This is a genomic window from Solibacillus sp. FSL W8-0372 (assembly GCF_037969735.1).
Lineage (GTDB): Bacteria > Bacillota > Bacilli > Bacillales_A > Planococcaceae > Solibacillus > Solibacillus faecavium.
Window position 1 is genome coordinate 3636057 of sequence record NZ_CP150204.1, and the last position, 23578, is coordinate 3659634.

A 23578-nucleotide genomic window follows, 5' to 3' on the forward strand; every position below is an offset into this window, starting at 1 on the left:
CTCTACTACTTAGAAATTCAGGTAGGATGAAGATAACTCGCATCCTACCTGAATTTCTTTAATTTTGTGTTTGTGGAGTTTGCGTTGGTGGTGTTAAAACTTTTAAAAGCTCAAGACGAGATTTCGTAACTGTCGCCGTAACACCTAATTTTGATAAGTTTGTAACAATACGCTTTAAATCAATCTCTTTCGCCATTTGATTACACCTCAAACTTTCCTTTTCTAATATATATAACGATTTTTGGTTTTAAAAGTTTCAATTTTTAAAGGTCAGACCTTCTACTTCTATATAATATCATGGAAAAGCTTATTTATACTTTTCAGTTTCATTACAAAAGTTAAATATAGTTAAACTTAACCTTTTCCCCTAATAAATAAACCCTTTAAAAAAATATTTTGTGGGATTTTTACTTGTTTCCAAACAATTTATTTATGTTTAACAAATATTTTATTTACATATTAAAAACAATTCGCATTTAAATTTTAGGCATGTTTAGCAAATTTTACAAGTGGAAATAGTGTTATTATCACGAACAGTTTTGAAGTAATATTGACTATTTCAAATTAAATTACTTCAAAAGGAGGAACATCAAATGGCACATTTAGATAAAAATATATTTATCCCTAAAGAGTTAATTAATTTTTATACGAGCTTAAGTCATTCTGCTGAACAGGTGGCTATATTAAAGCCTGTAATGGAGCCGGCGTTTCTGCACGAAAGTAAATTTGCTGGTTTGCCGTTCTTAACCCATGAAATGGAGCATCCTAAAGATAGACAAAATCGATATATGTTGTTTTTGGCACAGCTGAATTTCTCGGAAATACAGCTAGGCCATCCATTTCCTAAAGAAGGTATTTTACAATTTTATATTACTCAACAATGTTATGAGAAAGTAAAGTCACATTCGGAATATTGTCATTTTAAAGTTCAATATATCCCTCATATTGCACACTATAATCAATTTATTCATGACTTTACCTATTTAGAAGACGTAGATTTAAATAATTTTCCAATTCAGCAGGAAATGAAGCTTCTCCCTACTAAACAATTTGAACCTGTATCAGCCATGGACTATCGGCTACATAATTATTTCAAACCTGAAATGATGAATACGTCAATTACATTAGATGAGCGGTCATTCCAAGATGTTTATCTGGAAAGTTATTTAGCAGCGGAACATAAAATTGGAGGCTACCCGTATTTTATTCATCAGGATTTCCGAAAGGGTTCTATGTATTTGCAGCATTATGACACATTATTGCTACAGATTGTTTCTAACGATGAACAAAATATAATGTGGGGAGATAGTGGTATTATTAGCTTCTTTATTAATTCGGAAAAGTTAGCGCAATGTGATTTCTCGGATATATACTTCCATGTGGAAGAGTATTAAGAAAATTAAGATACACTCGCTTTTAGAGAATTGTCGAGTGTTTCTTTTTTTGTTTAGCCTCCGTACGCTATAATGGAGAAAAGAAGGAAGGTAGGTGAACTTTTTGAGCTCTCTTATTCAAGGCTATTTTTTATTCCCTATTATAATGGTTTTAAATATTCTTTTTGCAATAACAGTTATCTTTTTAGAGCGTAAAAAGCCTTCATCCACTTGGGCATGGTTACTCGTACTTTTTTTCCTCCCGTTTGTTGGATTTTTCCTCTATTTATTATTGGGAAGGCAGTTGAGGAAAAAGCACTTATTCCGGTGGGATGGAAGGAAAGATATTGGAATTGAACAGCTCATTAATTATCAAATCGAAGCAATTGAGAATAATGAACTGGAGTTGCGTACTGAGAATATAAAAAATTATAGCCATCTTATTTATATGAATTTAAAAACAAATAATGCCGTTTTAACACAGGATAATGATGTGAAAATTTTCGATGATGGTAGTGACAAGTTTGAAGCACTTATTAGTGATATAAACCACGCAAAAAATCATATCCACATTCAATATTATATTTTTAAACTGGATAATTTAGGGCAAAGAATTATTAATGCATTAATAAAAAAAGCCAAGCAAGGTGTGAAAGTACGGGTTCTATTTGATGAAATGGGTTCCCGTGGCATTCGCAAACGTCATTTTAAAGAACTGATTGAAGCAGGAGGAGAAGTAGAGGTATTTTTCCCATCCATCCTCCCTTTAATCAATCCTCGTTTAAACTTCCGGAATCATCGTAAAATCGCTGTTATAGATGGCAGAATCGGCTATATAGGTGGGTTTAACGTAGGGGACGAATATTTAAGCCTATCTGATCGATTCGGTTACTGGCGAGATACTCATCTGCGTATTGAAGGTAGTGCTGTTCATCCATTACAGACAAGATTTATATTGGACTGGAATCAGGCGAGTGCCAAAAACGATATTATCTATGCAGAGCGTTATTTCCCCATTATTCCACAAAAAGGAACGGCCGCCCTTCAGATTATATCAAGCGGACCTGATACAGAATGGGAAGTAATCAAAAATAATTATTTGCATTTAATATCAAATGCAAAAAAATACGTGTACATACAGTCCCCGTATTTCATTCCAGATGAATCATTTTTTGATGCCATCCGTATCGCAACTCTTACAGGTATTGATGTGCGCATTATGATTCCAAATAAGCCGGACCACATGTTTGTCTACTGGGCCACTTATTCATATGTAGGTCCGCTTGTTGAAGCAGGTGCGAAAGTATATCATTATGAAAAAGGCTTTATTCATGCAAAAATGATTGTCGTTGATGATGAGATTGCTTCTGTCGGAACAGCCAATATCGATGTAAGAAGCTTTAGTTTAAACTTTGAAGTGAATGCCCTTATCTATGACCGTTTATTGGCCCATCGTCTTGCAGAAATATTTGAAAGAGACATAATGGATTGCTCCGAGCTTACATTGGAGCTTTATAAAAACCGTTCAAACTACACTAAATTCAGAGAATCGATGTCACGATTATTATCACCGATTTTATAGAAAATGGGATGCGCTTATGAACAGCACATCCCATTTTTTTAATTTATTCCTAAATATTCTTCTAATGTAACTCCTGCTTCATAAACCTTTGTTGCCAAATCTCCTTCTAAATAACGGAAATGCCATGATTCATGCATGAAACCGGTAACCTGCTCCTTACCTTTAGGGTAGCGTAATATAAAGCCGTATTTATGAGAGTTTTGAGCTAACCATTGCCCCGCTTTTGTATCACCGAAAGCATTCGTCAACCACAGATCCTCTTTACCTTTCTCGCCAATATCAAAGGCTAAGCCTGTTTGGTGTTCGGAATAACCTGGTCTCGCACTGTATCGATCGGCAGCATCTTTCCCATCTCTTTTCACATACCGATCATATAATGACTTTTGATACTCATAAGAACGGAAGCCACTAAATGCTACTAGCTCCATCCCTTCTCCCTTGGCAGCTTCAGCCATTTTTTCAAATGCTGCACGTGCTTTGGAATCCTCGCCTTTATTATATGAGGCCGGTAGAGGTATTTTTTTATTTACTATTAAAACACCTTTTATAAACGTAGGATCTGTTGCAGGTTTTTGTCCTACAATATAGCCATTTTCTAGTATTGCTTCTTCTTTAGTATCTGCAGACGGTGTTTTTGGATTTTCCTCAACCGGTTTTTCGTTTTTCGTACCTGGCACAGTTGGAGGTTTTTCCTCCTGTAGTTTTGTTTCGGAATTATTCCCTTCCATTGGAGAAGGAGTAGATGATTTATCTGACTCCGCTGTTTCCTCCTCCATTGGGATGACCGGTTGCTCCGGTGTCTGAGCACTATTATATTTATAATAAACGGAGCCCAGAATCGCGATTAATAAAATGATGGAAATGGAAAAAATCAAAGCGATGGGACTCTTTCTTTTTGCTTTGTAGTTCATTAAAGTTCGCCTTCTTCTTTTATTGTTATCCGCTGACAATGACTAATAATACAACTATCGATAAAACTGCAAACAATGCAGACATATTGCGCATCCATTTTGCTTCTTTTACATGACCTTTTTCTTTAAATGTCCTTGAACGGAAAAAATTTGTGAATGTAAACATAATCGTCATTGATAAAATCGCTGCTTCCATATTTTGTTTTACGATAAAATACAATGCTGATAAACTTGCTCCTGCAACTAATACAAGCGATACTGCTTTTTCATACTTTTTCATCATTATCTCCCTTAAACTATGATTGCAAAATTCCCTATTCGATTAAGGCAACCTATCTTTTAACCTCTAGTTAGTATAAAACTAGTTTGAATGAGAATCAATTTTGAAAATCTTAATTAATCGCTTCATTATTAGCAAAAGAAAAACTCTACATGTAAAACGATAATCCATGCAGAGTTTTCGAATATTTTTCTTTTTTTTCTGAAACTTCTCATTAAAAGTTTTTAGATAAAAATGCAATTATTGATTATGTTGATTAGTATTTAATGTTGTAGATTTAAAACATCATACATTTTCATAAACGACTTCTGACATTTCAAAACGGAAAAACTCATGATGCAACTCATCACGGAAATGCTTCGGTGTCACACCTGTATATTTTTTAAATATTCTTGTGAAGTAACTTTGATTACAAAAGTGGAACTGCTCGGAAATTGATGTAATGCTCTTATTCGTATGACGTAAATAGTATTGAGATTCTTCTACTCTACGGACATTTAAATATTCCACCAATGTTATACCTACATGCTCACGGAATATTCGTGATAAATGACTCGTACTTATATGGAAGTTTGCTGCAATGCTTTCAACTGTCAAATCATTTTCAAGCTCATCATTTATGTACATAATCACTTTGTTTACTGTCTGATGACGGAATGTTGGCTGTTTACGATCAGCAATAAAGTATACATAAAATTCTACTAAATCATCTGCAAATTGCAGAAACTCGGCGTCTTTCATTTTGTTTTCAACCATATCCGCACATGCTAAGTTGAAGGCAAATGCTTTTTTAGATGGAACCTGGTTGTCTAACAGCTTACGTGCCACAATTGATGACAAAGTAACAAAATATGAACGGACAACTTTTATCACTTGTTTGCCAAAGCGTGCAGATAGGATGTCTATTATTTCATGTAATGTCTTTTTCGCCTTTGTTGCCTCTAGATGATAAATCTCAAAAATTAATCGAGATTCCAATACAAAAAAATCTTCAATACCTGCATATTGATTAATATTGTCAATCTCCTGAAAATAGCGCTTTGAAATTGTTTCCGAAATCGAATACTGATGTAGTTGCATAAATTACCCCATCTTTCTTCAGAATAGACATTCTGTTTCTAAACTTTTAAAGACAACTTTAATCTGTGATTTTGTCCTTACATTGCAGATAAAGATGCCTACCGCTCCATCCAATCTGCCAAATTTCCTATAATAAATTACAAAATATTATGTAAAGTAATTATTTTTTTGCTGTTTGAGTTCCATTAACTATAATATATTTCGTATATATTTGTGCATTTATTAGTAACTATAGTGAATATTAACATATTCTAACTTTTCCTTTCAACCTAATTTTAACAAATACTATAGTTCAAAATGATTATGATACTTCCCTTTTTTAGAAATAGTCTCCGTAAATAATTTTATATTACTAGAAAATCAAACCTTTTTTATATTATTACTGGAATACTTTCCACCAATAAAATCTTCTAACAAAATTCACTTTACTTTTATCCAAAAATTAATTATTTATAAAATAAATCTTCTTAACCTTAATCTCTTTTAATATGTAGCAAAATAGTTCATAATTGTATAAAATGCTTATGAAGAGGTGTTATAAAGTGGAGCCAAAACAAATAGAAGAAATTATGGAAGTCATTAAAGAATTTTTCCCTGAAAATACTTCCATTGCTATTTCAGATACGAATGAGTATATTTACTATCAACCAAGCAAAAAAGTAGATTTAAAAATTAAGCCGGGTGACCCTATTAAAGAAGGATCAGCAGCTTACAAAGCATTAACGTATGGACAGAAGATTAACTCTTACATTGAGTCGGATGTATTCGGGGTTCCTTATTACGGAATGAGTATTCCCCTCATTGAAGAAGGCGAAACAAAAGGTGCCATCACGGCCATTTTCCCTCAAAAGCCCTCACCGTTTTTAACAAATTATATTACAGTGAAAATCGATGATTGCTGGTACCCAATCAAACATAACCAAGTTATCTATTTGGAGACTCAATTACGTAAAACTTTTGTTAAAACAATGCACCGTGAAGGTTACCACCGTTTGAACCTTAGTGACCTGGAATTATTCTTGGCACCAGATTCATTTATTCGATGCCACCGTTCATATATTGTGAACATCGATTATATTGAAGAAATCCAACCGGATTCACATTCTACTTTCTTATTAATTATGAAAGACGGCACACGCATTCCTGTTAGCCAACGCTATGCGAGCTACTTCCGCCGTTCTTTAGGTTTCTAAATGGAACTTTCTAAGCGACTTGTTATAAACAGGTCGCTTTTATCTTTTTACCACTTATTACTTTCTCCTTTTCAACCATTTTTTCATCTAAATTGTAAAAATCTGCTCATTTTTAGTTCCGGTAAAATCATAGTAAAACCGAATTTATCTACTCTACGCAATAAAGTTCTCGATTAATCATTTTTTAAGCGCTTTTATGTTATGTGTGAAGTTAATGTGACAATTTGGTGATATTATTAACGTAAATGCCAGTTTAGTACCTGGTAAAAAAAACAGAAAATTCTAATATTATTTTCTGATTAATCAAACGATTAAAAAACTTTTTAGGGGAGGATTTTTAAATGGATCCACGAGTTGAGAAACGTTTAGGTTTAAAAGGGTTAGCAGATAAAATCGTAACAGCTGAACAAGCAGCTGCTTTAATTGAAGACGGTACAGTAGTAGGGATGTCCGGATTCACACGTGCAGGGGATGCTAAAGTAGTACCAATGGCTTTAGTTGAGCGCGCTAAAAATGAAAAAATTAAAATTGATGTATATACAGGGGCTTCATTAGGTCCTGAAGTTGATAACCATTTAGCTGCTGCTGGTGTTATTAACAAACGCGGTCCTTTCCAAGGGGATGCGGTAATGCGCGGTATGATTAACAAAGACCAAATTTCTTATGTAGACGCTCACCTATCTCACAATGCTGAGTTAGTGCGCCAAGGAGTTATCGGTCCAATTAAACACTTAATTTTAGAAGCTGTAGCAATTACAGAAGATGGACTAATTATCCCATCAAACTCTGTAGGTAACTCTCCAATTTTTGCTGAGTATGCTGAGAACATCATTATCGAATTAAACATTTCTCATCCAGAAGCATTAATCGGTATTCACGATATTTACGTTCCTGGTGAACAAGGTAAGCGTGATGCTATTCCAATGACAAATGCTGAGCAACGTATTGGTGAAATTGGTATTCGTGTAGACTTAGATAAAATCCAAGCAATCGTTATTTCTGAAGAGCCAGATGCGCCTTCATTAATCGTACCTCCAGATGAAGAAACACAAAATATGGCAAACATTTTATTAGACTTCTTCCGTTCAGAAATCAAAGCGGGTCGTTTAACAAATGAATTAATGCCATTACAATCTGGTGTAGGTTCTGTAGCAAACGCAGTTTTAGACGGTTTTGCTGATTCTGAATTCGAAAACTTAGTAGTTGCTTCTGAAGTACTACAAGATGCAGTATTCAACTTAATTGATGCTGGTAAAGTACGCTTTGCTGCTGCAACTTCTATTACACTTACTGAAGAATTACAGAAAAAAGTTTACGGCAACTTAGAAAAGTATGCTGACAAAATTTGCTTACGTCCACAAGAAATTTCTAACCACCCAGAGCTTATCCGTCGTTTGGGCTTAATCTCAATCAACACTGCTCTTGAGTTAGATATTTATGGTAACGTAAACTCTACACACGTTTCAGGTACTAAAATGATGAACGGTATCGGTGGTTCTGGTGACTTCGCACGTAACGCTCGTCTTGGTATCTTCGTAACGAAATCATACGCAAAAGGCGGCGCGATTTCTTCAATCGTACCAATGGTTTCTCACGTAGACCACACTGAACACGATGTAGATGTAATCGTAACGGAACAAGGTATCGCTGATTTACGCGGACTAGCTCCAAAAGAGCGTGTTAAGTTAATCATCGAAAACTGTGCACACCCTGATTTCAAAGAGCAATTATGGGATTACTACAACCGTGCTTTTGAAGCTACAGGCGGCGCGCAAACTCCTCACATTTTAGAGGAAGCTCTTTCTTGGCACGTAAACCTTGCTAAAAACAAAACAATGAAAAAAGAAGTAACTAAAGCGTAATTTATACACAACATACAGGGTTTGTCCGAAAGTCTTTTGACTTATCGGACAAACCCTTTTTTTGTTGAATATTATTTTTGATTTATTTTGAACGTTTATCCTGCTCATCATTGTAATAATCCGTTGTTGTTTGAGCACCTTCTTCTACCATTTGGTTACCTTCTAAAGTATGATCGGCAACATCTCCCGCTGTCATTGCAACCTCTTCCAGCGTTTCTTCTTCATAAGCATCTTTGCCGACAGAGGCAGACTTAGCAATATTTGTATTTAAATCTTTCGTAACCGGAGAGTGAGCAGCATCGTTACCAGTTACTTTTTCTTGTGCTTTCTGCATTAAACCTTGCACGCCACCACTTTCATCTACTTTACCTTTTGCTTTATTTAAATAATCCATTGCTTTATCACGGTTTTCCTTCTTACTTAAGAAAGAAGCTGCTCCAGCTATCAATCCCGCCATTACAACGCCTTTACCTTTTAATTTAGCCATAATATTACCTCCAGTATCATTTGATTTTGATTTTGATTTCCATTCATATAATCTAATATACCCTGTGAATTTCTTTTAAAACCTTAACTATTTAGGATTAGAAAATCCAAAAAACGGATAATAATAATTAACTAAAGAAAAAAGGGGTGTTGGCTATGATTCAAAAAAAGGAAATTACATATAAAGGAACTGAGATGCTCACTCTTCTTGGCGTCTCTGGAGTCATTACTTTTATAATTTCACTTTTTGTAGGATTTTAATCGAAATTAATTTCACTTAAATATGTATAAAGAAAAACACGATTCCCTATCGTAATAGGAATTCGTGTTTTTGTATTTTTTATACTTTTACATCGTCATATGAGTCACTATTATCAAATGAAGATACGACATATGAGCAAAGGGCTTTCATCTTAAAGTTATTTTCTCGGGCATAGTTTGCCGCTTCATCCAAAAGTTTTTTAGCTACACCTTGACCGCGCAATTCATTTGATACATACGTATGATCCATAACCATGACTCCATCGCGTAGCACCCAAGTAATCTCTGCTAGACGCTCTCCGTTCACTTCATATTCAAAAGCTCCATTGTTATTTCCATTGTCTTTGTACGTAAATTCCATTTTTCACCCTCCTTTATTATTCACAATAATATATCATAGTTTGAATTTTCATGAAAAATAAAAGCACCCAATGATGAGTGCTTTTAAATACTACTATTCTTTTTTAAACCAAGTTGATATCGTATCAATTAGATTAGTGAAGAAGTTTTTGACACCTTGCCAGAAACCTTCATCTTCTAAAATGCCACCGAAAGTTTCATCAAATTTTGCCGTTAAATCTGAAAGCTGTGAAGATAGTTTACTAAAATCGATATTTAAATTACTAATGCGATCCATTAAATCTACTAATAATTGACGGTCTTTCTCGCTTAAGTTAATTTGTAGCTTAGCCAATTGTTCTTCAACAATTTGTTGAACTTCCTCTTTATTAGCCGGCTTGTTCTCAGCAATCGCTTTTTTGATTTGTGTTAGTAGCTCTGCTACCTGTTCATCTGTAACACCTGCCGACTCGGCAATTGAAGTGGCAACTGATAATTCGTCATTGGCAACATCTGTACGTTCAATATCCAATGTTTCACCTGTTTTTACTTCATACGCTTTATAAATGCCCACTAATGCAGAGTGACCTGTTACCGGTTTTGGAGCCGCAATTTCCACAATCGCGTCTTCAATACCTGCAGTTAACATTGCATTTGCATACATTTCTGATGTCACTTGTGTAATATTAGCTGGAGTGACAATGCTAATTGTCAGTCCTTTCCCTGCATCTTGACGCGTAATTTTAGCAGATGAAAACATGCGGGAACTAGGGTTACTGTCTTTTATATATTTGGCTAAATCTTGGCCAGAAATAGTAATTTCATCAACTTCTGTTTCTTGGGAGACACGTAATGCAGTTTTTACAATCTCCTTTTCACTATCGGATAAATTTGATCCATAAACTACGATTGGTACCCCTAGCTTTTCATTGATTGGATTTTTTTGCTCTGTTGCTGCTGCAGACACACTCAATGGTAATACTACCGAGATTAATAGTGCAAACGTCGCAACTAATGCAATCCATTTTTGTTTCATTATTAAATCCCCCTTTTTAAATGTATATTCCCATTTTCACTTAATCTTGTCCTAATTTCATATACATTCTCTATTAATACGTATAAAAAAAGTAAAAGGTTGCAAATTTTAATTCACCTTTTACTTTTCAATGTACTTTACTCTATTTTAATCTCTGGCGATTTCCGTCCAGCCATCTTTTTGTGTAATTTTACGAGCCTTCATTAATGTACCAAGCGCACGCTTAAATGAACCTTTACTCATATTGAACATTTCCGTAATTTCTTCCGGCGTTGACTTGTCACCGAATGGCATTTTACCACCGACACTTTCTAAATACGCGAAGATTTTTTCTGCATCTTCTCCTAAACGTTCATGTTTTCGAGGTAAAAATGACCCGTTTAGTGAACCATCTTCCTTCACATCAATGATGCGTACCTGTACATCTTGTCCTAAGCGAGGTTCAGCTTTCATTTCTGACTCATGAACGAAAATACGATATGGTTTTTCTACACCTAGCAAAAATGACCCTACTGGTAATAGACGATATGGGCGAGCTGTAATGTTTTTATTGAACAGTTCTGCTTCAGCACCTTCATACATGTCATTTACCTTTTCTTCAGTAACGAGACGTCCGAACAAATCACCATTGCGATCTGTACGCAATGTCATATATAAATGGTCCCCTGACTCCGGCCATACTTCGGAAATAGCTGGTAAATCTTCTGCACGGACTAAAACTTCTCGAGATGTGCCAATATCACAAAAGGCACCTTCTTTTGTAACTTTTAAAACTCGTGCCCAACCATAATCGGCTTCTGTAATATGTGGAATGGCTGTTGTCGCTTGAAGGTCCCCACGTCGATCCGTATATAGGAAAACTTTTACTAAATCCCCAATCGCTAATGTTTCTATAACATCCGATGCATTTAATGGGATTTCTAAATCACCATTCGTTAATACATATCGTGATCCTTGTTCCTCTAATACAGTTAATTCCACTACTTGTCCTGATTTAATTAATTGATTCATTCAATACATTCTCCTTTTTCTCGTCAATCATTACATATTATGATTTGATTTCATTTCTTCTAGCTTCCTTGTCATGTCGGGCTCTTCTTCTAAAAGCTGTACTAAATCAGCTATACGGTCAATCGAATTCCAACTTAAATGATGTTCAATACCTTCAACATCTTCATAAATATGTTCTTCATTTACCCCAATTAAACGCAAAAATTGTTCCAGCAATTCATGACGCTGAACTAGTCGCTTTCCTAATTTTTGCCCTTTTGGCGTCAATGTTAAGCCTCTATATTTCTCATACAGTAAATATCCATCTTTATCTAATTTCTGCACCATTTTTGTAACGGAGGAAGGTAGAACAGATAAAGCTTCTGCGATATCGGACACACGAGCATACCCTTTATTTTCGATCAATAAATAAATTTGTTCAATGTGGTCCTCCATGCTAGGTGTTGGCATAACTGTTCCCTCTCTTTCAATTGCTCCTTTAAGTTTACTACAATTTCATGCAAAAAGTTAACTGAAAACAGTGAACGTTAAAAAAGGGATATTCAAATTAGTTTGTCCCTAATTGAATACCCTTTTATTTCAAATCTATGTTAAAGCTTGCCATACAGCTACATGATTTATACATATGAATAATTATCCCCAAGGAATTATGAATGACTTGGATATTGTTTAACAAGATGAAGTGCACGGATAATTTGCTTGTTAATTTCTTCAATGCTTTCTGGTGTGTTCATTTGGTTGAATGCTGCATCTCTTGATTCTTCTGAAGCGACATATCGAGCAGGTAAAGAATTCAATGCTATAGCAGCGACATCCATTTCACACTGTTTACAGTGACAAAATGTCTGGTATTGAACGCCATGCAGCAAAAAACTTACAAGTCCCATTACAATCTCTTCTGTAACATTTACTAATTTTATATTGGACATTTTAATATTTCGACCTTTCGCCTCATTTCATTAATATTCACTTAATAATATAACTTTCGTTAAAATAACTCAAGAACTCCGTCGTTTGATACCTATTTATAGTGTTTGTCTAGTCTACTTTACTTTCAGTAATCGCAATGCATTTAAAATGACTAGCAATGTTGCACCCATATCGGCAAAAATTGCAATCCATAAAGTTAACCATCCCGGTATAATCAATAAAAGCGCAATAAGCTTTAACCCGAGTGCAAAAGCAATGTTTTGTTTAATTATTTTCATTGCTTTTTTACTCAGCTTCATCGTATACGGTAGCTTTGTAAGGTCATCAGCCATAAAAACAATTTGAGCTGTTTCAAGCGCTGCGTCTGTTCCTGCTCCCCCCATCGCAATACCAATGTTAGCCGAAGCTAAAGCAGGAGCGTCATTTACCCCATCTCCAACCATTGCGACTGAGTGATATTGCTGTTGCAAGTCTTTCATAGCCTGTAACTTGGACTGCGGTAAAAGGTTTGCCCTTACGTCATTGATATGGAGCTGCTCTGCAATTTTTTTTGCAGTTAAAGATTCATCGCCTGTCAACATTACAGTGTGCTGGATGTCATTTTCGTGAAGCGCTGCAATCACTTCTTTACTTTCCGGTCGAAGCTGATCAGCTATCGATAGTATCCCTAAAACACGCTCCTCATTTGCAGCTACGATTACCGAATGACCGCTCGATGCATGCTGTTGAACTCTTTGTAATAAGGACTCAGGAATAGTTACAATCGATTGAATCCATTTTACACTTCCTACATAAATTACTTCACCATTCACTGATGCATAAGCACCTTTTCCTGTTACTGACTGAAAATCTACAGCATTTGGAATAAGTATCTTTTTATCAAATGCTTTTGCTAAAACCGCTCGAGCTAAAGGATGCTGTGACATCTTCTCAACAGCGGCAATTTTTGCGAGTAATATATCCGCATTATCAGTATTCCCTTCTATTTCAATTGCCACTACTTCCGGTTGCCCTTTTGTTAAAGTTCCCGTTTTATCGAACGCAACTGCTTTAATGCGGGCTAATTCCTCTAAATAAACCCCACCTTTAATTAATACGCCGTTGCGAGCTGCATTACCAATTGCTGTAACGATTGCAACTGGTGTGGAAATCACAAGCGCACAAGGACATCCTACAACCAAGACTGCCAAACCTTGATAGACCCAATGTAGCCAATCCCCCGTTATAATGCTTGGCACAATCGCTACTAATAAAGCGACAACTATAATTGCTGGCGTATAATATTTTGCAAAGCGGTCAACAAACTTTTGTGATGGCGCTTTTTCAGCCTGTGCTTCTTCAACTAAATGAATAATCTTAGCAATTGTTGTATCCTCTACCCGCTTTGTCACTTTAACCTCTAAAGCACCAGCTTCATTTAATGTTCCTGCAAATACCGGATCCCCCATTTGTTTTGCAACGGGAAGTGGTTCACCTGTAATGGCTGCTTGATTAACGGTTGAAATACCAGTAATGACGACACCATCCATGGCAATTTTCTGTCCCGGTCTAACAATTAAAATATCACCAACTTGAATCATCTCAGTCGGGACTACCTTTTCATCATTGTGACCATCCTGCACTCGCTTAATAGTGGCTGTATCAGGTGCCAAATCGATTAGCTGGGAAATGGATTGACGAGCTTTATTCATCGAATACGCTTCCAAAGCTTCACTTACCGCAAATAGAAAAATGACAATTGCAGCCTCTTGCCATTCACCTATGATGGCAGCTCCGATTATCGCAATTGTTATTAATGTTTTCATATCAAATTCCAAATGGATTAAATTCTTTATCCCTGTTATGAAAGTGGAGTATCCACCTACAACAATTGCGACCGCATAAAGGCTATTTACGATTATATGCCCTTCATGAAGCACGAAACTGCAAATGACTCCTATTAATACAAACAGCAATGCAAATGCTGCAAGTTTATTTTCTTTACGTTTATAAAATGGGATCGCTTCAACCATTAATCGCTCATTCGCCCGGGAAACTTTAATACCATCAAAAGCCCCAGCAGCTTCTAGTTGATCAAGTGTCGCTGTACCGGTTACCGTTAACTTCGCTGCACCGAAATTTAAAAGTACATCTTCAACTGTGTCAATTTCCCTTACATTTCGTTCGAATTTTGCAGCACAGTTTGCACAAGATAAATTTTCCAAGCGATATTGTTCTGTTTTTTGCCCCATGTGATTCACTCCTTTGAATGTTCATAAGCAATCATGACAATTTGATGCACATGGTCATCTGCTAACGAATAGTAAACTAATTTTCCTTCACGTGTCGATTTTGCCAAACCATGTTCTCTTAAATAACGTAAGTGGTGGGATGCCGTTGCCATACTCGTACCGATGATTGCTGCTACATCACAAACACATAACCGTTCTTCAATTGTCAGCGCAAATGTAATTTTCAAGCGTGTTTCGTCTGCAAGTGCCTTTAAAAATTTCGCTACGTTGGAAAGCTGGGGCATTTGCTCTCTTACAGCTTCCACTGCCTGTTCATTCACTTTTGTTATATCACAAGTATCCTTCACTTTTACACCTCATTCAAATATCTGTTTGAATGTATTATAGCTTATGTACTTTTTACATTCAAATGATTGTTTGAATGTAAAAAACCTCCCTTTATCTAAAAGGAAGGTTTTTTCATTCTTTATTCAGCTTTCAATATTAACTCGTATTTCGTGTTAATAGTGCCATCGATATTAGTTTTATGGTAACGACCGTATACCCAATTCGATATTTGATTGTCATACCATTTTGACTTCATATGTCCACTTTGACCTGGACCGACAATATGATGTGCTGTAGACAAATTATTTAAATCGGCCACAAAGCGCCAAGATGCACCATGTTTTACATTTCCGTTTCCGTCTTCTGAAGCAGCTTGAACCGTTACACTCGATCCGCCTACCGCTAATCTTTCAGGGTTAACGTAATCTGCTAAAAAGTCAGACGCACTTGCCAATGGGTGGTTGAAAGTTAACTTATTGTAACTTCCCCACTTCCATTTTGAAACCGCTGTACCAAATTTACCTTCGATTTTCGTTACGGCATCTTCAAACGCAGTATAAACGAATTGATCTAAACCGCCCTCTTCAGTAATCCAAACACCTGGATTGCCGGCATATGCATCACGAAGCATTTGGTCGGTAATTTGGGATTTCCCTGGCATTAATTTGAAGACATCTTCCGGCATGGCATCTTTGAATAAGGCATTTTCCATATTTTCAATTAGGAAATGATACACAAGCGGTGCACCCTGATCTTTATCATCATAGTACTCCCACTCTTCTAACAATGTAATAACCCTTTTATATTTGCCTTCTGTATCCTGTGCTTTAATCGTTTCTAGTAGACTCGGTAAAAACTCTACGGCATGCAAATTTTTCTTATCCATTTGCATCCCTTTCATTTCCGCAGCCGTCAGCTTTAATAATTCCCCTGTCTCGTCGTTATAAACAGGCGTTTCAATCATTTCCACAATACGTTCATAACGATATGGTTGTGCCCAAAGGTTGGAAATATGATATGGGTATTCTTCACCTACTATTTGATTGTTAGCTGTTGCAATATAACCTTCTTCAGGATTAATGACAGTCGGTAACTCATCGAATGGAATATAGCTTTCCCAACCGTATTCAGAAGAATTCCCCGGTACTGGTAATGCACCTGTACCTTGTTTACGTATCGGTACTAAACCGTTTGCTTTATAGGCAATCGTACCGTCTGTTGAAGCAAACACAAAGTTTTGTGCGGGTGCTTTGAAGTCTTCTAACGCAACTTCAAACTCCTCCCAATTTGTTGCTTTATTAAAGCCTAATACTGCTTTTAATTCCTGTGTGGATTGAAGCGCTGTCCACTGCATTGAAAACTGCTCTTTAACTTCTGTTTCTTTTAGCATTATGTTTGAAATGATTGGACCATGACGTGTTTCCACCACTTCGAAGTCAATCGTTTTACCATCTTTTACTTTAATAGGTTCTTCTCGAACTGTTGCATCTTCCCATTTACCGTCATATTCAAATTGATATGGATTTTCCGGATTTGGCGTTTCGATATATAAATCTTGGACATCAGGATTTACATTTGTAACACCCCAGGCAATCTGTTCGTTATGCCCTAAAATAATGCCTGGAATCCCGGCGAATATAACACCGCTGACATTTTGTTCAGGTGACTGCAAGTGCATTTGATACCATACAGATGGTGTACTTAAACCTAAATGCGGGTCATCCGCAAGTAGCGGTTTCCCTGATTTCGTAAACTTCCCGCCAATTACCCAGTTGTTACTTCCGTTAAATTCATTAGGTAAATAATCTGTTGTAAAGGCAGTTGTAATATCTGTCTCTATATTTAAATTTGCCTCAATAATTGATTTTGCATTTTCCGGGTATTCTACAAATAATTCTTTAGCCTGCTCTTCTGTATAATTTTGTAATGCCCATGAACGGAATGCTTGTTGATTCCAGTTTCCGCCAAGGTCATATGCCATATATTTCCCAATTACCAATGAATCGATTGGTGTCCAAGCTTCTGGTGTATAACCAAGCAGCTTAAATTCATAGGAAAGCTTGCTGCTTCCTTTTACTTCATCAATAAAGGCATTTACACCTTCTGCATACCATTCTAAAATTTGCTTAGATTCCGCATCATAACCATCCCATGAATTCTCCGCTGCATGACGCAAGCTGAATGTACGGAAAAATTTATCGGTATTAACTGCAGACGCACCTACCACTTCTGCTAAAGTACCGCTTGCCTGACGACGAGCTAAATCCATTTGGAACAATCGATCCTGCGCTTGGACATAGCCTTGGGCGCGATAAAGGTCGGCATCTGACTTCGCCACAATATGCGGAACCCCTACACCATCTCTTGTAACTTCCACATCTTCATCTAAAATCGTAACAATATTCTCACCTTCAATTAAAGGCTTCGAATTAGATACGTATAAATGCAACCCAGCAACTGCTGAACCGCCAAGAACAATCAAAATCCCAATTGTCCAAATGACAATGTTAACAATTTTGCGCCCTTTTGCCTTTGTAGCCTGTTGTGCCATTAAATCCACCTCTTTATCTTGTTTTTTGCAAAGTGCGATTTGTTCCTTACAAAAAATAGTTTTCTATAATTCTCTTTATCTTACACTGTTTTTAATTTTAATACGATAGGGCAATGATCGCTACCTAAAACTTGTGAATGTATGGACGCTTCTTCAATTTGTTCAACGAGACGGTTCGAAACAATAAAGTAATCAATTCGCCATCCAATATTTCGCTCACGCACTTTTGCCATATAGCTCCACCACGTATAATGGTCCGTTTCATTCGGGTGGAAATGGCGGAATGTATCTGTAAATCCACTATTAAGTAAGTCGGTCATTTTTCCACGTTCTTCATATGTAAATCCGGAATTGCCAATATTGGATTTAACGTTTTTTATATCAAGCTCGCCGTGTGCAACATTTAAATCCCCACAATAAATGACGGGCTTTTTTGAATCAAGTTCCCTTAAATAATCCGCCATACGGTCTTCCCAAAGGAGGCGTTCTATTAAACGTGTTAAATCCCGTTTTGCGTTCGGTGTATACGTATTTACTAAATAAAAATTCTCGTATTCTAATGTAATAATGCGCCCCTCATCAGGTGCAATTTCATTTTCAATACCGTAAAATACCGCTAATGGTTTATGTTTCGTAAATACCGCTGTACCTGCATATCCTTTTTTTACTGCTGAATGCCAATACTGATAATACCCTTTGAGTTGAAGGTCAATTTGTCCTTCCTGGCATTTAGTTTCTTGAAGACAGAAAAAGTCAGCTTCCATTTCATGGAAATAATCTAAAAAGCCTTTATTTACACATGCACGTATACCATTGACATTCCACGAAATAAATTTCATCTTTTGCGCTCCTTCTGTGTTATATTCTGATTTATAATAGCTGCAAATTCAGCCAATATGATTAGTATGGTGGAGCCTTATCCACAAAAAGATAACCCGTGCCAAATGAGCACGAGTTGAGTCTTTTTATCTCCTAAGATTAATCTTCACCGACGATTTTTACTTCCATCTCTAAGTCGATATCAAACTTTTCCTTCACAGCACGCTGTACCATTTGAATTGTTTCAATATAATCTTTAGCTGTTGCATTGTTCTTATTTACGATAAATCCGGCATGCTTCGTAGAGACTTCGGCACCACCAACGCCTTTCCCCTGCAATTCGCTGTCTTGAATAAGTTTACCCGCAAAATAACCTGGGGGACGTTTAAATACACTGCCAGCAGAAGGGTATTCGAGCGGTTGCTTTGATTCGCGTTGGTATGTTAAATCAGCAATTTTATCATCGATTTGCTTTTGATCCCCCTGTTCTAATTGGAACGTAGCTGACAGAACGAAATAGCCCTTTTTAGCAATAATGCTTTTACGGTAAGAAAGTTCAAGCTGCTCGTTGTTCAGCTCTAGAAGTTCTCCTTCCGGTGTAATTATTTTACAAGATGTGACGATATCTTTAACCTCACCACCGTAAGCACCGGCATTCATTGCCATTGCTCCTCCGATTGAACCTGGAATACCGCATGCAAATTCAAAACCGGTTAAGCTTTGAGCTGCGACTTGTTTTGATACTTCTTTAATCAATGCACCACTTTGTGCATAAACCGTTTCACCTTCGATGCGAATTTCGTCTAGTAAAGCAAAATGCAGGACGATTCCACGGACACCGCCATCACGTACGACCATATTGGAGCCATTCCCCAGCATGAGTAGCGGTACATTATTCTCGTATGCATACTTAACGACAGCTGCTGCTTGCTCTTCTGTTTCAGGCAGCACGAGAATATCCGCCTTACCACCAAGTTTTGTCATCGTATATTTTTTTAACGTTTCATTTGTTTTTATATTATTTGAAGGTATCCATTGTAATAAATCATTTTCCCATTGTTGAATTGTCATAAAAGCCATTTTCCTTTCCTCAAAAGCTGACATACCTTTTTAGTATCTGTTTTTGACGCGCTTTTTACAAGTAAAACAACATGATTTATAACCAACTTTTCGCCCAATTTTCAATTTCTCTGACCGTCTGTTCAAGTGATTGGCCCTTTTCTGTTAAATTATATTCCACACGAATCGGTACTTCCGAAAATACTTTTCGTTCAACGATGCCCTCTTTTTCAAGTTCCTTTAAACGTTCCGACAATAATCGTCCACTTATCGGCAATGCGGATTCAATCGCGTTAAAACGTTGCGGACCCTCCAGTAGTTGATAAATAATCAAAGCAGTCCACCGTTTCCCTACAAGCTCCATAGCCTTGGACAAACGTGGACATAATGCTGATTCCTTCATTTCTTCACCTCAAATTTATTGCTTAAATTAAACTTTATTTAACTCCTTAATAATATATTACCACTTTTTATAGATTACGAAAAGTAAGTAGCTTACTTAGAACTTAATTCATGTTGTAAAAAAATATCTTCTATTTTATGATGGAATTAACACATTGTAATAAATTGGAGGTGAAACTATGACGACTTATTCGGTAGATTTTTTTCATTCATCAATTAACTTTTCCATTAAACACATGATGATCACAAAGGTACATGGTACATTCGATTCTTTTGCTGCCCACATAGAGGCGAGTAAAATAGAAGAGCTTAATGATTCATACATACGTTTTGAGATAGATGTAGCGAGTATTAATACACGGGACAGTTCAAGGGATCATCATTTAATTTCTGCAGATTTCTTTAATGCGGACCGTTACCCTAAGATCACATTTATAAGTAAAGAAATCACAAGCGACCAGCATCAAATCAAATTACACGGAGACTTAACTATTAAAGATGTTACACGACCTGTTACTTTCGAAGTCACATACAATGGTTGTGTTAAAAATCCATGGGGTATCGATACATACGGCTATACATGCCAAACCGAAATTAATAGAAGCGATTTCAATTTAACATACAATGATTCATTAGAATCGGGCGGACTTTTACTCTCTGAACAAGTGAAAATATCTGTGGAAATACAATTAAATAAAAACTGAAAAAGAGGCGCTCATCAATTGATGGGCGCCCCTTTTCCAATATAAAATAATTATGCTGTTACTTTTACTAAGTTTTTAGCTGTAGCTTTTACTTTCTCTAAACCTTCAGCAATAATTTGTTCAGCACCAGCTGGATTAGAATTATGACCTTCGATAATTACTTCATCAATTTTCTCCATACCGTATACGCCACCAATAACTGCATTAATGTAAGTTGCAGCCATTTCAAGTGGAGCAGTTTCCGGTGTAGAGTAAACACCGCCACGTGCACTTAATACGATATATTTTTTGTCAGTCATTAAACTTACTAATTGACCTTGTTCATTGTATTTAAATGAATATCCTGCACCATAAGTGTAATCGATGAATGATTGTAATGCAGCTGGAATTGTTAAGTTCCATAATGGGAATGCAAATACAACTACATCTGCAGCTGTTAATGCTTCACGTGATTTATTGAATGCAGCTAGAGAACCTGCTTCGATTGCTGATAATTCTTCACCTGCTTGTGCTTTACCGAATGCATTGAAAAGTTCCTGACCGAAATACGGCATATTTTCTTCAAATACATCAAAAGTTGTTACGTTGACACCTTGTACATTAGCTACTTCAGCCATGAACGTTTCATACATTTTTGTTGATACACCATCTGGTCGGTTATTTGCTTTTACTACTAATACGTTTGTCATTTATCTATATCTCCCTACTAATTAGTATATTTATTTTCTGAATTTTTATCCTATTTTTAGATATCTCAAATTCGAGGTACTTTACTATAATAAAATAACTTCCAAAGAAAATCAACATAAATGCCCTCATACTTTCGACTGAAAATTCATGGCATCATTTATTTAAGGAGTCTTAGACTTGTTACTTACAGTAGGAATAATTAAATTTCGCAGGAACCCTCAGTACATGCTGCACCATTATTGCCCTGCATTTTTAAAGGTTTTCGTAAACCCAATTCTTGTGCTGCCTTTTCGATAGTTTGTTCAAATACTTCTTGTGGCTGAGCTCCTGAAATACCATACTTATTATCGATAACAAAGAATGGTACACCACGTACACCTAGATTTTGGGCAACAGCGATGTCTTGCTCTACCTCTTTCATATAGTCATCATTTTCAATAACTTGTTTAGCCTTTTCTACCGATAAATTCACTTCTTTTACTAACGCTAGTAAGACATCAGTTTGACCAATTGCCTTTCCTTCCAAAAAGTACGCTTTCAAAACTCGCTCAGTGAAATCTTTCCCTTTGCCCTCTGTTTCAGCCCATTTTGCCAAACGATGGGCTTTTACGGTGTTGGCACTTTTCATTTCGTCAAAATTGTAATCTAATCCAACTTCTTTTGCCCGATCTTTAACATTAGCAGTCATTTTCTTTACTTCATCCAACGAGATTTGATATTTATGTTGCAGCTCTTCATAAACCGAGCTGTTCGTATCCACTGGTGTAGTAGGATCCAATAAATAGCTTTTATACTCAACTTCAATACTATCTCCATATCCCAGTTCTTCCAATGCGATTTCGAGTTGTTTTTTGCCGATATAGCAAAATGGACAAACATAATCAGACCAAACTTCTATTTTCATGTTAATCACTCTCCTTGTCTTGTATTGTAACGAGCTACTATTAAAAAGTACAACTATTCAGATCCTATGCATTCATATAGAATTTTCGATATTCACGTTAGTTGAATAAAAAAATAAAAAATATCCTAAGCTAAAAATAAAAAAGGTGATATTTTGAAACAATCGCTATGGCTCCCAACGGATTCAGGTTTTTCCTCTCCGTCCATTCAACAACCTATTAAATGTGATATCTGTATTATTGGAGGTGGGATTAGCGGCGTGTATACCGCTTATTCACTTGCTAAGGAAGGATTTCAAGTTGTACTGATTGAAGCACTTCCACAATTTGCAAATGGAACTACTGCTTATTCTACAGGTAAGTTAACTGTACAGCATAATCTCATTTATTCGAAATTGACTCCAGAAGATGGGAAAATCTATTATGAAGCAAACAAATTTGCAATTGAAAAAGGCATTTCTGAAAATAATAGTGGATTTACAAGGGCTACTTCCTATTTATACACTTCCACTTCCAAAGGAAAAGAACAGCTATTAAATGAAGCTGAGCTTTATAAGAAAATTGGCATTCCATTTGAAGCAACGAATGAAACTGAACTTAATCTACCTGTAGAGTTGGCCATCGGTATAAAGAATGAAGGACAAATTAATCCCGTACAATTTACAAATGCTTTTGTTCATTTAGCAAGAAAATACGGGGCACAACTTTATTTGAATACCCGTGTTACAAATATTGAACTACGTAATAACCAGATTCGTACGAGTAATGGCTATACGGTTCAGTATAATAAACTAATTTTATGTACGCATTACCCAATCGAATCCATTCGACAACTTTATTCGATTAAACTACAAATAAAACGTTCGTATTTAACAGCTACAAAATCTTCGCAGCTGTTAGATGGGCAATATTTGAGCATTGATGATCAAAGTCGTACAATCCGAAGTGCACTTATCGATAACCAGCCTTACTTCATTTACGGTGGACAGTCCCATTTAGCAGGGTCCACTGGCGATACTGATCGTTTTTACGAAGCATTGCAGCATGAATTAACTACGGATTTTGAACTACCTCCATACGAATATGCATGGAGTGCGCAGGATATTATGACAGCTGATCAAGTCCCTTATATCGGACAACTTTCTCCAGACGATGATAGTCTATATGTGGCAACGGGCTTTAATAAGTGGGGATTATCTTCTTCACTTGTTGCAGGGAACCTTCTTACGGATCTTATAAAAAATGTTCCAAATGATGCAGCAAATCTGTTCTCTCCACATCGGTCAAGTTTTGGTAAGAACCTTTATTTCATGCTTCAGACAGGTGGGGTTATCGGCAAGGAGTTAGTTGGAGGATATTTAAAACGCCCTAAAGCACCGCGCTGTACCCATTTAGGTTGTAAAACAAGATGGAATGAAGCAGACCAGACGTACGATTGTCCATGTCACGGGTCACGGTATAATGCAGAAGGACAAGTAATAGAAGGTCCTGCCGTTTATCCTCTAGATATAAAAAAATCCGGTCACTCCAATTAAAATGGAGTACCGGA

The 23578-nt window shown here is 36.4% G+C and carries 24 protein-coding genes; 6 read left to right on the forward strand and 18 right to left on the reverse strand.

Annotated features, from left to right (window positions below):
• Nucleotides 1–58: 58 nt before the first annotated feature.
• Complete coding sequence (locus MKY13_RS18570; protein ID WP_176141992.1) at nucleotides 59–196, reverse strand: Lmo0850 family protein; 138 nt, start codon at nucleotides 194–196, stop codon at nucleotides 59–61.
• 397 nt (nucleotides 197–593) lie between these two features.
• Between MKY13_RS18570 and MKY13_RS18575 the strand changes: the two genes are divergently transcribed.
• Both MKY13_RS18575 and cls read left to right on the forward strand, forming a co-directional pair.
• On the forward strand, nucleotides 594–1394 hold the full coding sequence (locus MKY13_RS18575) for a YwqG family protein (RefSeq protein ID WP_339214391.1): 801 nt from the start codon (nucleotides 594–596) through the stop codon (nucleotides 1392–1394).
• Between the two features lie 145 nt (nucleotides 1395–1539).
• A complete protein-coding gene (gene cls, locus MKY13_RS18580; protein ID WP_339216971.1) occupies nucleotides 1540–2955 on the forward strand; it encodes a cardiolipin synthase in 1416 nt (471 codons plus the stop codon).
• Nucleotides 2956–2993: 38 nt separating this feature from the next.
• On the opposite strand, the gene MKY13_RS18585 is transcribed toward cls, so the two are convergent.
• The 3 genes from MKY13_RS18585 to MKY13_RS18595 all read right to left on the reverse strand — a co-directional run bounded on the left by MKY13_RS18585 (nucleotide 2994) and on the right by MKY13_RS18595 (nucleotide 5226).
• Nucleotides 2994–3866, reverse strand: a complete 873-nt coding sequence (locus MKY13_RS18585; protein ID WP_191701359.1) for a M15 family metallopeptidase — start codon at nucleotides 3864–3866, stop codon at nucleotides 2994–2996.
• A gap of 25 nt (nucleotides 3867–3891) precedes the next feature.
• Nucleotides 3892–4149: a hypothetical protein gene (locus MKY13_RS18590; protein WP_339214394.1), complete on the reverse strand. Its 258-nt coding sequence runs from the start codon at nucleotides 4147–4149 to the stop codon at nucleotides 3892–3894.
• A 282-nt stretch (nucleotides 4150–4431) separates the two neighbouring features.
• The gene (locus tag MKY13_RS18595) at nucleotides 4432–5226 is read right to left on the reverse strand and encodes an AraC family transcriptional regulator (RefSeq protein WP_191701361.1); all 795 of its coding nucleotides are present in this window, start codon (nucleotides 5224–5226) and stop codon (nucleotides 4432–4434) included.
• Between the two features lie 542 nt (nucleotides 5227–5768).
• On the opposite strand from MKY13_RS18595, the gene MKY13_RS18600 reads away from it, so the two are divergent.
• Both MKY13_RS18600 and MKY13_RS18605 read left to right on the forward strand, forming a co-directional pair.
• The gene (locus tag MKY13_RS18600; protein ID WP_191701362.1) at nucleotides 5769–6419 is read left to right on the forward strand and encodes a LytTR family DNA-binding domain-containing protein; all 651 of its coding nucleotides are present in this window, start codon (nucleotides 5769–5771) and stop codon (nucleotides 6417–6419) included.
• 341 nt (nucleotides 6420–6760) lie between these two features.
• Nucleotides 6761–8281: a succinate CoA transferase gene (locus tag MKY13_RS18605; protein ID WP_191701363.1), complete on the forward strand. Its 1521-nt coding sequence runs from the start codon at nucleotides 6761–6763 to the stop codon at nucleotides 8279–8281.
• Between the two features lie 82 nt (nucleotides 8282–8363).
• Here MKY13_RS18605 and MKY13_RS18610 read toward each other — a convergent pair whose 3' ends face one another.
• The 12 genes from MKY13_RS18610 to MKY13_RS18665 all read right to left on the reverse strand — a co-directional run bounded on the left by MKY13_RS18610 (nucleotide 8364) and on the right by MKY13_RS18665 (nucleotide 19734).
• Nucleotides 8364–8768: a 3-oxoacyl-ACP reductase gene (locus MKY13_RS18610; protein WP_191701364.1), complete on the reverse strand. Its 405-nt coding sequence runs from the start codon at nucleotides 8766–8768 to the stop codon at nucleotides 8364–8366.
• Nucleotides 8769–9107: 339 nt separating this feature from the next.
• Nucleotides 9108–9389 carry a GNAT family N-acetyltransferase gene (locus MKY13_RS18615; protein WP_191701365.1) on the reverse strand — a complete coding sequence of 94 codons (282 nt, stop codon included), beginning with the start codon at nucleotides 9387–9389 and terminating at the stop codon, nucleotides 9108–9110.
• Nucleotides 9390–9482: 93 nt separating this feature from the next.
• Nucleotides 9483–10403 carry a DUF1002 domain-containing protein gene (locus MKY13_RS18620; RefSeq protein WP_191701366.1) on the reverse strand — a complete coding sequence of 307 codons (921 nt, stop codon included), beginning with the start codon at nucleotides 10401–10403 and terminating at the stop codon, nucleotides 9483–9485.
• 147 nt (nucleotides 10404–10550) lie between these two features.
• Nucleotides 10551–11414, reverse strand: coding sequence for a S1-like domain-containing RNA-binding protein (locus MKY13_RS18625; RefSeq protein ID WP_191701367.1), 864 nt, complete (start codon nucleotides 11412–11414; stop codon nucleotides 10551–10553).
• A 30-nt stretch (nucleotides 11415–11444) separates the two neighbouring features.
• The gene (mntR, locus tag MKY13_RS18630; protein ID WP_191701368.1) at nucleotides 11445–11864 is read right to left on the reverse strand and encodes a transcriptional regulator MntR; all 420 of its coding nucleotides are present in this window, start codon (nucleotides 11862–11864) and stop codon (nucleotides 11445–11447) included.
• Between the two features lie 197 nt (nucleotides 11865–12061).
• Nucleotides 12062–12343 carry a late competence development ComFB family protein gene (locus MKY13_RS18635; RefSeq protein WP_191701369.1) on the reverse strand — a complete coding sequence of 94 codons (282 nt, stop codon included), beginning with the start codon at nucleotides 12341–12343 and terminating at the stop codon, nucleotides 12062–12064.
• A gap of 114 nt (nucleotides 12344–12457) precedes the next feature.
• Nucleotides 12458–14575, reverse strand: a complete 2118-nt coding sequence (locus tag MKY13_RS18640) for a heavy metal translocating P-type ATPase (protein ID WP_191701370.1) — start codon at nucleotides 14573–14575, stop codon at nucleotides 12458–12460.
• Between the two features lie 5 nt (nucleotides 14576–14580).
• The gene (locus MKY13_RS18645) at nucleotides 14581–14922 is read right to left on the reverse strand and encodes a metalloregulator ArsR/SmtB family transcription factor (protein WP_318245224.1); all 342 of its coding nucleotides are present in this window, start codon (nucleotides 14920–14922) and stop codon (nucleotides 14581–14583) included.
• A 119-nt stretch (nucleotides 14923–15041) separates the two neighbouring features.
• A complete protein-coding gene (locus tag MKY13_RS18650) occupies nucleotides 15042–17453 on the reverse strand; it encodes a penicillin acylase family protein (protein WP_191701371.1) in 2412 nt (803 codons plus the stop codon).
• A gap of 80 nt (nucleotides 17454–17533) precedes the next feature.
• The gene (locus MKY13_RS18655; protein ID WP_191701372.1) at nucleotides 17534–18292 is read right to left on the reverse strand and encodes an exodeoxyribonuclease III; all 759 of its coding nucleotides are present in this window, start codon (nucleotides 18290–18292) and stop codon (nucleotides 17534–17536) included.
• Between the two features lie 139 nt (nucleotides 18293–18431).
• Nucleotides 18432–19343 carry a UDP-N-acetylmuramate dehydrogenase gene (gene murB, locus MKY13_RS18660; RefSeq protein ID WP_191701373.1) on the reverse strand — a complete coding sequence of 304 codons (912 nt, stop codon included), beginning with the start codon at nucleotides 19341–19343 and terminating at the stop codon, nucleotides 18432–18434.
• An 85-nt stretch (nucleotides 19344–19428) separates the two neighbouring features.
• Complete coding sequence (locus tag MKY13_RS18665) at nucleotides 19429–19734, reverse strand: helix-turn-helix domain-containing protein (RefSeq protein WP_191701374.1); 306 nt, start codon at nucleotides 19732–19734, stop codon at nucleotides 19429–19431.
• A 178-nt stretch (nucleotides 19735–19912) separates the two neighbouring features.
• On the opposite strand from MKY13_RS18665, the gene MKY13_RS18670 reads away from it, so the two are divergent.
• Nucleotides 19913–20437 carry a YceI family protein gene (locus MKY13_RS18670; protein ID WP_191701375.1) on the forward strand — a complete coding sequence of 175 codons (525 nt, stop codon included), beginning with the start codon at nucleotides 19913–19915 and terminating at the stop codon, nucleotides 20435–20437.
• A 50-nt stretch (nucleotides 20438–20487) separates the two neighbouring features.
• On the opposite strand, the gene MKY13_RS18675 is transcribed toward MKY13_RS18670, so the two are convergent.
• On the reverse strand, nucleotides 20488–21126 hold the full coding sequence (locus MKY13_RS18675; protein WP_191701376.1) for an FMN-dependent NADH-azoreductase: 639 nt from the start codon (nucleotides 21124–21126) through the stop codon (nucleotides 20488–20490).
• A 200-nt stretch (nucleotides 21127–21326) separates the two neighbouring features.
• Nucleotides 21327–22031, reverse strand: coding sequence for a DsbA family oxidoreductase (locus MKY13_RS18680; protein WP_339214407.1), 705 nt, complete (start codon nucleotides 22029–22031; stop codon nucleotides 21327–21329).
• Between the two features lie 153 nt (nucleotides 22032–22184).
• On the opposite strand from MKY13_RS18680, the gene MKY13_RS18685 reads away from it, so the two are divergent.
• The gene (locus MKY13_RS18685; protein ID WP_191701378.1) at nucleotides 22185–23564 is read left to right on the forward strand and encodes an FAD-dependent oxidoreductase; all 1380 of its coding nucleotides are present in this window, start codon (nucleotides 22185–22187) and stop codon (nucleotides 23562–23564) included.
• Nucleotides 23565–23578: the final 14 nt, after the last annotated feature.